Below are 12300 nucleotides of genomic sequence, written 5' to 3'. Positions count from 1 at the left end.
GCGTGCCCAGGTACGCGCTGCTGCTCGCCCCGTCCGCCAACCGCGTCTACGCCGACGCCGCCGGCCGGCTGACCCGCGCCGAATTGGAGATCTTCGCCGGCTCCGGGATGCTCGACGCGGCCCCCGCCGACGTCGCGGCGGAGCGGATCGGCGGGGTGGAGTACCTGACCTTCACCGCCCCCGAGCCCGGGCTCGGCACCCGCGACCTGGCCCACCTGGCGAACCTGTCGGCGGCGTACGCGCTCTTCGAGCGGGTCGGCGACGACCTGCTCCGGCCGGTGCCGCTGCACCCGCTGGCGCACTACGACTCCGACCTGATCACCATCCAGAAGTACGCCGGCAAGACCAACGAGCAGTTCACCCGGCTGCTGCTCAACGTCACGCTGCTCGCCTCGGCCGCCGCGCCCCGGATGCTCGACGGCGGGCTGGTGGTGCTGGACCCGCTCTGCGGCCGGGGCACCACGCTCAACCAGGCGCTCATGTACGGCCACGACGGCATCGGGGTCGAACGCGACCTCCAGGACGTGGAGGCGTACACGGCGTTCCTGCGTACCTGGTTGCGCCGCAAGCGGCTCAAGCACACGGCGGAGACCACGTCGGTGCGCCGGGACCGCAAGCTGGTCGCCCGCCGCTTCGAGGCGGTGCTCTCCCCGTCCCGGGACGCGCACCGGGCCGGCGTCACCCAGCGGGTCGTCGTGCTGAACACCGACACCACCCGGTCCCGCGAGGTGCTGCGGCCCCGCTGCGCCGACGTGATCGTTACCGACGCGCCGTACGGGGTGGCCCACGGCAGCCGCACCGGGCAAGGGTTGTCCCGCAGCCCGCTGGAACTGCTCAGCGCCGCCGTACCGGTGTGGCGGGAGCTGCTGCGGCCGGGCGGCGCGGTGGGGTTGTCCTGGAACACCCACGTGGCGCCGCGCGCGGCGGCGGAGGCGGTGCTGACCGACGCCGGTCTGCGGGTGGTCGACGGGCCCGGCTGGCGGGACCTCGCCCACCGGGTCGACCAGGCGATCGAGCGGGACGTGCTGGTGGCGGTCGCCCCTTAATCGCGTGCCGGGCGGTGCCCGCCCGCGTACCGTTGCTCGCCGTGTATACCGGAACCGCGCTGTTCGACCTGTTGCTCTCGGGCGACTCCCGCTCCCTGAAGGCCAAGCGGTCCTACGTCCGGCCGATCGTCGCCGCGCTGCGCAAGTTCGAGGTCTCCGCCGCCGAGGTGGGCGCGCTCGACCTGCACGGCCGGGCCGAGATCGGGGTGGCCGTGGTGGCCGCCGAGCCGGCCCACGTCCGCGAGGTGCTCGACTCCTGCGAGCGGCTGGTCGCCGCCCGTCCGGAGACCGAACTGCTGTCGGTACGCCGCCGCCTGCACGGCGCGGACGACTGACGCCGTCGGCGCGTCGCGCGGCAGCCCGGCCGTGCCGCGCGACGCCCGACCGGACGCGGGTAATGTTCTTCGACGTTGGGCGGTCGGACCCGGCGGCGCCCGGCGTCGTCCGTCTCCGGCCGACGGCTCCCGATCACGGCACGGCGCCCGACGCGCCGGGCACGGGGTCGGGGCCGGTGAACCGTGATCGTGGAGGTGGGGACATGTCGGATCCGGCCAAGGTACGCCGGCACGCGGAGCGCATCCGTGAACTGGTCGCGTCGCTGGTGCGGAGCCAGATCAAGGACCCCCGGCTCGGCATGATCACGATCACCGACGCCCGGATCACCGCCGACCTGCGCGACGCCACCGTCTTCTACACCGTGCTCGGCGACGCGGCGGCCCAGGCGAGCACCGCCGCCGCGCTGGAGAGCGCCAAGGGCATGCTGCGCAGCACCGTCGGCAAGGCCCTCGGGCTGCGACACTCGCCGACGCTGACCTTCGTCCTCGACGACGTGCAGGACCAGGTCAAGCACATCGACGACCTGCTCGCGGCCGCGCGCAACGCCGACGCCGAGGTGCAGCGGCTGGCCGCCACGTCCTCCTACGCGGGCGAGGCCCAGCCGTACCGGGTCGAGGACGAGGACGAGGACTCGCCGGCCGGGAACGCCGCGGCCGGGGACGAGCCGACCGGGGACGACGAACCGCGCGGCGGCGACCGCCGGTGACCGGGGCCGGCCCTGGTCCCACCGACGCCGAGTGGGCGGCCGCCGTCGAGGCGGTACGCGGGCTCCCCGCCGACGCGCGGGTGCTCCTGATCTGCCACGTCAACCCGGACGGGGACGCGCTCGGCAGCATGCTCGGCTTCGGGCTGGGGCTGCGCCGGCTCGGCGTACGCCATCTCCAGGCGACCTTCCCCGGCCCACCCGGCGTCCCCGAGCCGTTCCGCTGGCTGCCCGGCGTCGAGCTGCTGGTGCCGCAGGACGACGCGTACCCGGATCCGGACCTGGTGATCTGTTTCGACGCGGCCGGCGACTCCCGGCTGGGCGACCTGGTCGACCGGCTGGGCCGGGCGGGCACGTCGCTGGTGCTCGACCACCACGCCTCGAACACCGGCTTCGGCCGGATCAACCTGGTCGACCCGCACGCCGCGGCCACCTCCGTGGTCGCGCTGGGCCTGCTGGACCGGCTCGGCGTCCCGCTGGACGCGGAGATGGCGACCGGGCTCTACGTGGCGCTGACCACCGACACCGGCTCGTTCCGCTTCGAGGCGACCACCCCGGCGGTGCACGAGATGGCCGCCCGCCTGCTCGCCACCGGCATCCGCCCCGGCGACATCTCCCGGCGGATCTTCGACACCCGCCCGTTCGGCGCCGTGCGGCTCTTCGGCGAGGTGCTCGGCCGGGCCACGCTGGAACCCGCCGCCGCCGCCGGGCACGGCCTGGTCTGGACGTACGCGACCCACGACGACCTGGCCCGCCACGACCAGCCGGCGTACGTGCTGGAGGCGCTGATCGACTCGGTGCGCTGCACCGCCGAGGCGGACGTGAGCTGCGTGGTCAAGCAGTCCGGCGACGCCGAGTGGGCGGTCTCGCTGCGCAGCAAGGGCGCGGTGGACGTGAGCCGGGTGGCGGTGGCGCTCGGCGGCGGCGGGCACCGGTTCGCGGCCGGCTTCACCGGCCGGGGCCCGCTCGACGAGGTGGTCGGGAACATCCGCGCCGCGCTCGGCGCCGAGGTGCTCACCCCGCACTCCTGACCGGCCCGCCTCCCGCCTGCTTCTCCGACACCGTCGCCCGGTCCTGCCGTGTTTGTCGTGGCGGCGTCTCCGCCCGCCGGATGCCGCCGCCATGCCGCTCCCGGTCCTGGCGTGTGTTTCGTGGCGGCGTCTCCGCCCGCCGGATGCCGCCGCCACCTGCCGCTCCCGGTCCTGGCGTCGGGTTGATCGGCCCCCGTCGCGGGCTCGGCCCCGACCCCGCCAGCTCCCCGACGTCGTGGCTTTCAGTCGGGCGTAAGCGCGGATTGCGTCGGCTGTCCGCTTCTGGGGGAGATCTTGGAAGTTCGGGGTCCCTCTGGGGGCCGTTTGCTTCCAAGATCTCGGCGAGCGGGCGAGCGGGCGAGCGGGCGGGCGAGCGGGCGAGCGGGCGAGCGGTGGGGAGGGAAGGGAGCGCACAGGCAGTGCGTCCGTGTTCCGGAGACGTCCCGGCGCCGGTGGTACGTGAGGGGTGTCTGCGAGGTCGGGAGGCACCCATGGCGTTCCACTGACGGGGTTGGCGGGCGCTGGGTGGAACGTGGTGGGTGTCTCCGCGGCCGGGAGGCACCCATGGTGTTCCACTCGCGGGGTTGGCGGCCGGTGGGTGGAACGTCATGGGTGTCTGCGGGGTCGGGATGCGCGCGGTCTCCACCCGCCCGGGTGCGTGGACTGGGGTGGCTTGTCCGGTTCAGCGGTGGTGGGCGGCACCCCGGGCGTGGAATCGGCGGCGGGTCGGCGGCGTTGTAGACGGGTGAACGACCGAGCAGGCAGCGAACCCCTGAGCCGCCACCCCCGTCCCCGGGGAATGACGGCAGGCCGCCGGTCGTTACACATCATCCCGGCGCCGCGTGCAGGCCCCCCGCCCCGCGAGCCAGCCGGACATCCCCGGCCCCGTGAGCTGGCCCCCCGGCTCCACGAGCGTGCCGGATCCCCCTTCAAGGCTTTTCGCGCGCCTGACGGTGCCCGCACCCCCCCGGGTGTGTTGACCCCCGAATGGAGCCCCCTCATGAACACGATCCTGCGCAAGAGCATTCTCGGTATCGCTGGTCTGGCCTTCACCGGTGGCGTGTTCGCCGGTCCGGTCGCCGCCCACGCCGACACCCCCGCCCACGCCGCCGCCAAGCCCGTCGCGGTCGCGTCCGTGCAGGGCGAGCAGTCGCGCATCACCCTGAACGACGAGCAGACCGCCAACGCCAAGGCGATCATCGCCGTCACGAAGAAGGCCGGCCTGCCGGAGCGGGCCGCGGTCATCTCGATCGCCACCGCCCTGCAGGAGTCGAAGCTGGAGAACCTCGGCCACCTCGGCGACAAGAATGACCACGACTCGCTGGGCCTGTTCCAGCAGCGCCCCTCCTCCGGTTGGGGCACGCCGGAGCAGATCACCGACCCCGAGTACTCCACCCTGGCCTTCCTCAAGGGCCTGAAGCAGGTCGACGGCTGGGACAAGATGCCCCTGACCGACGCCGCCCAGACCGTCCAGGTCTCCGCCTACCCCGACGCCTACGCCCAGTGGGAGAAGCAGGCCACCGACATCGTGAACCAGCACTGGACCAAGTGACACCGAAGGCCGGCACCCCGAAACCGGGGTGCCGGCCTTCGTCGTATTCGACGGAATCACGAGGCGTGCCGGTCTTCCCGCGTTACGTCACGCTGGGGACAATCGGGTGATGGATCATCCCCGCGAGCTCACCGTCGATGCGCCCCGGGTCTGGGACCGGCCGGTCGTCTCCGTACCGGTGCTGATCTGCCTCTCCCTGGTCGGTGGTCAACTGCCGTCGTTCTCGACCGCGGCGAACCTCTACATCCTCGGTACGGGCGGGGGGTTGATCTGGGTCGGGCTGAACAACCGGGTGCCGAGGCGTCCGGCCCCACGTCGGTTGCCGTCCGGCGCGCTGTGGTGGCTGCTGCCGGTCACCGTCTTCGGGGTCTTCGAGGGGGCGACGTTCGTGCTGTCCGTGGGCGACGACTTCCCGACGTTCTCCCGCCTGGCCGATCCGCTGCTGGAGGATCACCTGGCCCGCTCGGCCGCCTGGTTCGCCTGGCTGGCCGCGTTCTGGGGACTGGTCCGCCGATGATGCGCGCTCTGGCGATCGGCGGGTTCCTGGCCGCGCTGCTGCTGTTCGCGGCCGTCGAGTGGGCGGCCCGTCGGGAGGGTTCCCGGATCCCGTCGCTGGCCGACGTGTGCGCCTTCGTCATGCGGTACGAGGTGGGCCCGGTCCCGGTCGGCCGGATCGGCCTGTTCGGCTTCTGGTGGTGGCTCGGCTGGCACTTCCTGGCCCGCTGACGGGTGTCCGCATTGCGGGAACAGTGGGCAACATCTGGAAAGTGAACGTTAATTTGGGTGAGGGCCGGCGCTTCGCGGCGCTGGTCACGGGCGGTGGTGCCACACCCGGCATCGCCTCCCTCCAGGGTCAGACCGACCCGGGCTCACGCTGCCAGGCGAGCCGCTCCGGTGATCCCGGACCGCTGCCGGCGCTCAGCAGGCCGACGACTCCCGGTCGCGGCGCGACGGTCGTCGCGTCCGGTCGGAGCGCCGGACGCCCGTAGGGCCGCCGCGCCTCGGTGGTCCGCACCCTGGAAGGACTCGATTCCATGCCGAGCAAGCGCAAGCCGCAGACCGAGACCACCACCGACGAGGCGCGCGAGCAGATGCGCCGCGCGCTGCAGACCTCGATGGACACCCGTCAGTGACGCAGGTCGTCCGGCGGTGACGTCGGCCGGGCCGGGCACCCGCACCGTTCGCCCGGGCCGAGGCCGACGTCACCGCCGTACGCGACCGGAGGCCCGCGGGCCGCGACGGCGCCGCACCGGTCAGCGGATACCGCACGGCGGCGCTACCGTCTCCCGGTGCGCCGCATCCTCGTCGTCGGCAGTTCCGGCGCCGGCAAGAGCACGCTCGCCGGTGAGTTGGCCCGGCGTCTCGACCTGCCCCTGATCCACCTCGACCGGCACTACTGGCGGCCCGGCTGGACCGCGCCGGCACCGGCCGACTTCCGTGCCGAGGTGGCGTCGCTGGCCGCCCGCCCCGCCTGGGTGATGGACGGCAACTACGCGGGCACCCTCGACCTCCGGCTGCCCCGCGCCGACGCCCTGATGCTCTGCGACCCCTCCCGCATCCTCTGCCTGACCCGGGTGCTGCGCCGCCGCTGGACCGGCCGCGCGGTCTCCGACCCCCGCGCCGACCTTCCCGACGGCTGCCCGGAGCGGATCGACCTCGACCTCCTGCGCCACGTCTGGCGCTATCCCCGTGACTCCCGCCCCCGGGTGCTCGCGGCCGTCGCCGCGTACGCGCCCACGATCCCGGTGCACCGGCTGCGCGGGCCGCGCGACGTCGCGCGCCTCCTGGACCGCCTCGCGTAAGTGATCGCTTGCCTTGCACACCTTACCGAAGGCGTGCCAGGATCGGCGGCGATGAGCACCACCGCCGCCCTCGCCACCGCCGCCTCGCCCCGGCGGATCGCCGCCCTCGCGCTGCCCGCCCTGGTGGTGCTGGCCGCCGAGCCGCTCTACGTCCTGGTCGACACCGCCGTGGTGGGTCACCTGGGCCGGGTGCCGCTCGCCGCGCTCGCCGTGGGCGGCACCGTGATGACCCTGACCGCCTGGATCGGCACGGTCGTCGCGTACGGCACCACGGGCCGCTCGGCCCGCCGGTTCGGGGCGGGGGACCGGGCCGCGGCGGTGGCCGAGGGCGTCCAGGCGTCGTGGCTCGCGCTCGCCACCGGAGTGCTGGTGGCGGTCGCCATCGGCATCGGCGGCGGCGCGCTGGCGCGTACCCTCGTCGGCGGCCCGGGCGAGGTGGCCGACGCCGCCGCCGGATGGCTGCGGATCGCGGCGCTCGGCGCGCCCGGCCTGCTGCTCGCCGCCGCCGGCAACGGCTGGCTGCGCGGCATCCAGGACACCCGGCGCCCGCTGCTGTTCGTGCTCGGCCCGAACCTGCTCTCCGCGGTGCTCTGCCCGCTGCTGGTCTATCCGGCCGGGCTGGGCCTGGTCGGCTCCGCGGTGGCGAACGCGATCGCGCAGACGCTCTCCGGGGTGCTGTTCGCGGCGGCGCTCGTGCGCGAGCGGGTCTCGCTGCGGCCCCGGCCCCGGGTGATCGGGCAGCAGCTCGTGCTCAGCCGGGACCTGCTCGTGCGGGGCGTCGCGTTCCAGGCCAGCTTCCTGTCCGCCACAGCCGTCGCGGCCCGCTTCGGCGCCGCCGCGGTCGGCGCGCACCAGATCGCCGTACAGCTGTGGTTCTTCACCGCGCTGGTGCTCGACGCGCTGGCCATCGCCGCGCAGTCACTGGTCGGCGCCGCGCTCGGCGCCGGCGACGCGGCGGGCGCGCGGTTCCTGGCCCGCCGCGTCGCGCTGCTCGGCGGCCTGTGCGGCGTGGCCTTCGCGGTGCTGATCGCCGCCGGCGCCGGCGTGGTGCCGTCGTGGTTCAGCTCCGATCCGCAGGTACGCGAGCAGGCCATGACGGCCTGGCCCTGGTTCGTCGCGCTCCAGCCGATCGGCGGCGTGGTGTTCGCGCTCGACGGGGTGCTGATCGGCGCGGGCGACGTGCGCTACCTGCGCAACCTCACGATCGTGTGTGCGTTCGGCGGGTTCCTGCCGGCGATCTGGCTGGCCTACGGGTTCGACCTCGGGCTGGGCGGGATCTGGGCCGGGCTGACGCTGTTCGTGGTGCTGCGGCTGGTCGGCCTGCTGCTGCGGATGCGCTCGGGCGCGTGGGCGGTGGTCGGCGCGGTCCGCTGACGCCGGTCAGCAGGAGACCGGCAGCTCGATCGGGTGCTCCGGGTCGTACAGCGCGTCGGGGTCCTCGGGGGAGCCGATGCCGGCCGGGTCCAGGCCGCCGGGGCGGATCAGCCCGAGCTTCACGGCGTCGCAGTCCACGCCCGACCCGTAGCTCGACATCCGGTGCAACCAGAGCCCCCGGTCCGCCCGTGCCACCTCGCCGGCGTGCGGCAGCCGCCAGACGATCTCGTCGTGCAGCACGACCACCGAGTGACCGGATCGGGAGGCGAGGTCGCGGAACCCGTAGACCCAGACGAAGTTGCTGGTCACCTCCAGCATCCGTACGCCGTCGGCCTGCCGGACGGCGCGGTAGGTGAACCGGCCCTTCGTCCGCGGCTGGTCCGGGGTGAGCCGGGCGTCCGGGGCCAGCCGGGTCGCGTACGTGCCGATCGTCTCGGTCGACCAGTCCTTGCGCACCGACTCGCGGGCGGCCGGGGCGAAGTGGCGCAGCAGCGGGGTCGGGTTGTCGCCGGTCATGAACGCGCGGTCCAGGCGGGCGGTCAGCATCGCGGCGCGGACCCGGTCGAGCCCGGCGGCCACCTCGGCGGCGGTGAGGCCGCCGGTCGGGCGGGCCGGGGGCAGCACGATCCCCGCCGCCCCCGCCGGCCAGTGCGCCGCCGGGGTGTCGGCGAAGACGTCCGGTGGCGTCGTCGGTCCCGCCGTGGCCGCAGCCCCGGTGGCCGCAGGCGGCGGCGTGGACGCCGGACGTCGGAGCTGTCGGTAGCCGTAACCGGCGGCGCCGGCGGTCGCGGCGAGCAGCAGCACCACGCCGAGCGCCGCCGCGAGCCGGCGGGCGCGCCGCCGGCACCAGATCCGCAGGCGTACGAGGAGACTCGGCCGGATCTCCCGCTCCAACCGGTCCAGCCAGTCGGGGTGGCCGTCGCGCTCGGAGCCCGGTCGGCTCAGCACTGTTCCGCGACCTTGAGCGAGCGGTCCAGGTCGTACGCGGCGTCCGGGTGCTCCCCGTCGCCGGAGCCGCCGTAGCTCGGCGTGATCTCCAGCTCGAGCAGGCCCTTGTTTAGGCTGGCGCACTCCACGTTCGTCGCGTAGGACTCCGCGTCCTGCATCCACAGGCCACGGGAGGCGGCGATGACGTCGCCCGGGTGAGGCACCTGCCAGACCACGGTGTCGTGCACCAGGATGACCTCGGGGTCCGCCAGGGTGCGCACGCTCTGGACGGCGTAGACCCAGACGAAGTTGGTGGTGACCTCCAGCACCCGGATGCCGTCGGAGTCCCGCGTGGCGCGGTACGAGATCCGCCCCCGCACCCGGGGTTGGTCGGTCGTCAACCGGGTGCTCGGCCCGAACCGGGTGGCGTAGTTGGCGGCGCCGCCGCTGGCGAAGTCCGCCCGCACGGTGGCGCGGTCGTCCGGGGCGAACTGTCGCACCAGCCGCTCCGGATCCTTCGCGGTGAGGAACGCGCGGTCCAGCCGGCCGGTGACCAGCGCCTTGCGGACCTTGGCCAGCGCGTCGGTCACCTGCTTCTCGGTGAACGCGCCGGTTCGTCGGGCGCGGGGCAGGGCGATGCCGGCCGCGCCCTCGGCGAAGTCGGCGGCGGGGGTGCCGTCGAACGGCCCGGCGGCCGGCGGGGGCGACGCCGAGCTGACCGCCTGCTCGCCGCTCGGCGGGCTGACCGTGGGGTACGCCACCGGGACCTCGCGCCAACGCTGGAGTCCCTGGTAGCCGGCCGCCGCGACCGAGCCCGCGCAGACCAGCAGGAGCAGCGCGGCCGCGCCGCCGAGCAGCTTCGCGGAGTGCCGGCTCAGGCCGATCCGCCACCGGTCGGCCCGGCCCGGCGCGACCTCCGGGGTGGGTTGGCGGAGCCAGTCGGGAACCGGCCCCAGGGCCTCGTGGGAAGGGTGGGGGTCGGGTGCGGAACGGGGATCGGTCATCGGGCTTCCCGGGCAGGCGCGGCGGACGGCGGCTGATCTTGACACCCCCGGTGACCCGGGCGGTATCCCCCGCGGGGCCGATCACCGCCGTCTGGCAGGCTTGGCGGTCGTGAGCGCAGACGGTCTGATCGTGGTCGACAAGCCCGGCGGCATGACGTCGCACGACGTGGTGGCCCGCGTGCGGCGACTGGCCCGCACCCGCCGGGTGGGCCACGGCGGCACCCTGGACCCGATGGCCACCGGCGTGCTGGTGATCGGGGTGGGCCGGGCGACCCGGCTGCTGACCTACGTGATCGGCGCCGGCAAGAGCTACACCGCGACGATCCGGCTGGGGCAGTCCACGGTCACCGACGACGCCGAGGGCGAGGTGGTCGCGAGCACCCCGGCCGGCGCGGTCACCGACGAGGCGGTACGCGCCGCGCTGGCCGTGCTCACCGGCGAGATCGACCAGGTGCCCAGCGCGGTCAGCGCCATCAAGATCGACGGACAGCGGGCGTACAAGCGGGTCCGCGACGGGGAGACCGTCGAGCTGCCCGCCCGCCGGGTGACCGTCTCCCGGCTGGACGTGCGGGCGATCCGCCGGGACACCCCGGACGTGGTCGACGTGGACGTCGACGTCACCTGCTCGTCCGGGACGTACATCCGGGCCCTGGCCCGCGACGCGGGCGTGGCGCTCGGGGTCGGCGGGCACCTCACCGCGCTGCGCCGCACCTCGGTCGGCGCGTTCACGCTGGCCGAGGCGGCCACGCTCGACCAGCTGGAGGAGCGCGCCCCGGAGGTGGTGAACCTGTCGCTGGACGCGGCGGCCGACCGCTACTTCCCGCGCCGGGACGCCACCGCCGAGGAGGCCCGGGTGCTCTCCCACGGCGGGCCGCTGGCCCCGGTGGGGATCGCCGGGCCGTACGCGGTCTTCGGCCCGGCCGGCGGGCTGATCGCTATCGTCAGCGAGCGGGACGGACGGGCCCGCGCGGAGATCGTGCTGGCCCCGGCCTGACGGCGCGCGGGCGGACAGGGGAGGAGCGGCATGCAGCGGTGGCGGGGGTACGAGGCGGCGCCCGGCGGCTGGGGGCGCTCGGTGGTGACCATCGGCGTCTTCGACGGCGTGCACAAGGGGCACCAGGCCACCATCGGTCATGCCGTGGCGCGCGCCCGTGAGCTGGGCGTCAAGTCGGTGGTGGTGACGTTCGACCCGCACCCGGCCGAGGTGGTCCGCCCCGGCTCGCACCCGGCGGTGCTCACCGAGCCGGCCCGCAAGGCGGAGCTGATCGAGGCGCTCGGCGCGGACGTGCTCTGCGTGGTGCCGTTCACCCCGGAGTTCTCCCGGCTGCCGGCCGAGGCGTTCGTGCACGACATCCTGGTCGAGCACCTGCACGCCGCGCTGGTGGTGGTCGGCGACAACTTCCGGTTCGGGCACCGGGCGGCCGGCGACGTGGCCCTGCTGGAGCGGTTGGGCCGCACCTTCGGCTTCGCCGTGGAGGGGGCGCCGCTGGTCGCCGAGGCGGGCACGGTCTTCTCCTCCACGTACATCCGGTCCTGCGTCGACGCGGGCGACGTGCGCGCGGCGGCGGCGGCGCTGGGCCGTCCGCACCGGGTCGAGGGCGTGGTGGTCCGCGGCGACCAGCGCGGGCGTGAGCTGGGTTACCCGACCGCCAACCTGCTGACCCACCGGTACGCGGCGGTGCCCGCCGACGGGGTGTACGCGGCCCGGCTGGTGCGCCGCGGCGGCGACCCGCTCGCGGCGGCGGTCTCGATCGGCACGAACCCGACGTTCTCCGGGCGGGAGCGTCGGGTCGAGGCGTACGCGCTGGACTTCAGCGGCGACCTGTACGGCGAGCGGCTGGCGCTGGACTTCGTGGCCCACCTGCGCGAGCAACGGACGTACGACGCGATCGAGCCGTTGGTCGCCCAGATCGCCGAGGACGTGGAGCGGACCCGCCGGGCGGTGTCCTGACCCGCTCGGCGGACCTTGACCGGCCGGTCCGGGTCGGGGCTGGTAAGGTGGGGAAGACGTCGGCTGACCGACGGGGGCCTCGCGTGCCTGCACGACGCCGCGGGTGCGAGGAACCGGGCCGTCGCACCGGTCACCACGACCGCTCCGACGGACCTCATCGAACGACCCACGAAACAGGGAGAACATGGCGCTCGACCAGGAAGCCAAGGCCAAGATCCGCCAGGAGTACGCGACCGCCGAGGGCGACACCGGTTCGCCGGAGGTGCAGGTCGCGGTCCTGACCAAGCGGATCGCGGAGCTGACCGAGCACCTGAAGGTGCACAAGCACGACCACCACAGCCGCCGCGGGCTGCTGCTGCTGGTCGGCCGGCGCCGTCGGCTGCTCAACTACGTCCAGAAGAAGGACATCAACCGCTACCGGTCGCTCATCGAGCGGCTCGGCCTGCGCCGATGACGTGACGGGGGAGTGGCCGCTCGGCCGCTCCCCCGTTCCCGTACCACCAGAAGAAACCGGCCGCGCGACGACCCGAGAGGGAGCCGGTCAGCACCGGTCTCCGGTAGTGGCCCCCGGGAG

14 protein-coding genes are annotated in these 12300 nt (G+C 74.5%); 12 read left to right on the top strand and 2 right to left on the bottom strand.

Annotation, left to right across the window (positions count from 1 at the left end; all coding sequences use genetic code 11):
• Positions 1-2 precede the first annotated feature (2 nt).
• The 9 genes from GA0070622_RS25815 to GA0070622_RS25775 all read left to right on the top strand — a co-directional run bounded on the left by GA0070622_RS25815 (position 3) and on the right by GA0070622_RS25775 (position 7844).
• The gene (locus GA0070622_RS25815; protein WP_091579972.1) at positions 3-1046 is read left to right on the top strand and encodes a TRM11 family SAM-dependent methyltransferase; all 1044 of its coding nucleotides are present in this window, start codon (positions 3-5) and stop codon (positions 1044-1046) included.
• Between the two features lie 41 nt (positions 1047-1087).
• Positions 1088-1381: a DUF503 domain-containing protein gene (locus tag GA0070622_RS25810; protein WP_091584000.1), complete on the top strand. Its 294-nt coding sequence runs from the start codon at positions 1088-1090 to the stop codon at positions 1379-1381.
• Between the two features lie 203 nt (positions 1382-1584).
• Positions 1585-2088, top strand: coding sequence for a 30S ribosome-binding factor RbfA (gene rbfA / locus GA0070622_RS25805; protein ID WP_091579967.1), 504 nt, complete (start codon positions 1585-1587; stop codon positions 2086-2088).
• Positions 2085-3116 (top strand): DHH family phosphoesterase, encoded by a 1032-nt coding sequence (locus GA0070622_RS25800; RefSeq protein WP_091579962.1) that lies wholly within the window; start codon positions 2085-2087, stop codon positions 3114-3116. Before rbfA ends, GA0070622_RS25800 begins: the two co-directional genes overlap by 4 nt.
• 1000 nt (positions 3117-4116) lie before the next feature.
• Positions 4117-4668, top strand: a complete 552-nt coding sequence (locus tag GA0070622_RS25795; protein ID WP_091579957.1) for a hypothetical protein — start codon at positions 4117-4119, stop codon at positions 4666-4668.
• 109 nt (positions 4669-4777) lie between these two features.
• Entirely contained in the window at positions 4778-5185 is a 408-nt protein-coding gene (locus GA0070622_RS25790) for a hypothetical protein (protein ID WP_091579953.1), read from the top strand.
• Positions 5185-5394, top strand: coding sequence for a DUF6186 family protein (locus tag GA0070622_RS25785; RefSeq protein WP_172968016.1), 210 nt, complete (start codon positions 5185-5187; stop codon positions 5392-5394). Before GA0070622_RS25790 ends, GA0070622_RS25785 begins: the two co-directional genes overlap by 1 nt.
• 563 nt (positions 5395-5957) lie before the next feature.
• Entirely contained in the window at positions 5958-6470 is a 513-nt protein-coding gene (locus tag GA0070622_RS25780) for a P-loop NTPase family protein (RefSeq protein WP_091579949.1), read from the top strand.
• A 51-nt stretch (positions 6471-6521) separates the two neighbouring features.
• Positions 6522-7844 carry an MATE family efflux transporter gene (locus GA0070622_RS25775; protein WP_091579945.1) on the top strand — a complete coding sequence of 441 codons (1323 nt, stop codon included), beginning with the start codon at positions 6522-6524 and terminating at the stop codon, positions 7842-7844.
• Between the two features lie 6 nt (positions 7845-7850).
• Here the strand turns inward: GA0070622_RS25775 and GA0070622_RS25770 are convergent, their stop codons facing one another.
• Entirely contained in the window at positions 7851-8792 is a 942-nt protein-coding gene (locus GA0070622_RS25770) for a hypothetical protein (RefSeq protein ID WP_091579940.1), read from the bottom strand.
• Positions 8786-9775, bottom strand: a complete 990-nt coding sequence (locus GA0070622_RS25765; RefSeq protein ID WP_091579936.1) for a hypothetical protein — start codon at positions 9773-9775, stop codon at positions 8786-8788. Before GA0070622_RS25765 ends, GA0070622_RS25770 begins: the two co-directional genes overlap by 7 nt.
• Positions 9776-9884: 109 nt before the next feature.
• Here GA0070622_RS25765 and truB point away from each other — a divergent pair, with 109 nt between their 5' ends.
• The 3 genes from truB to rpsO all read left to right on the top strand — a co-directional run bounded on the left by truB (position 9885) and on the right by rpsO (position 12180).
• Positions 9885-10769, top strand: coding sequence for a tRNA pseudouridine(55) synthase TruB (gene truB, locus GA0070622_RS25760; RefSeq protein ID WP_091579932.1), 885 nt, complete (start codon positions 9885-9887; stop codon positions 10767-10769).
• A 30-nt stretch (positions 10770-10799) separates the two neighbouring features.
• The gene (locus GA0070622_RS25755) at positions 10800-11726 is read left to right on the top strand and encodes a bifunctional riboflavin kinase/FAD synthetase (RefSeq protein WP_091579929.1); all 927 of its coding nucleotides are present in this window, start codon (positions 10800-10802) and stop codon (positions 11724-11726) included.
• Positions 11727-11910: 184 nt separating this feature from the next.
• A complete protein-coding gene (rpsO, locus tag GA0070622_RS25750; RefSeq protein ID WP_013284678.1) occupies positions 11911-12180 on the top strand; it encodes a 30S ribosomal protein S15 in 270 nt (89 codons plus the stop codon).
• Positions 12181-12300: the final 120 nt, after the last annotated feature.

The sequence above is a fragment of the Micromonospora sediminicola genome (genome assembly GCF_900089585.1).
In the GTDB taxonomy this organism is placed as follows: domain Bacteria; phylum Actinomycetota; class Actinomycetes; order Mycobacteriales; family Micromonosporaceae; genus Micromonospora; species Micromonospora sediminicola.
This window is presented reverse-complemented; position numbering and strand designations above follow the sequence as displayed.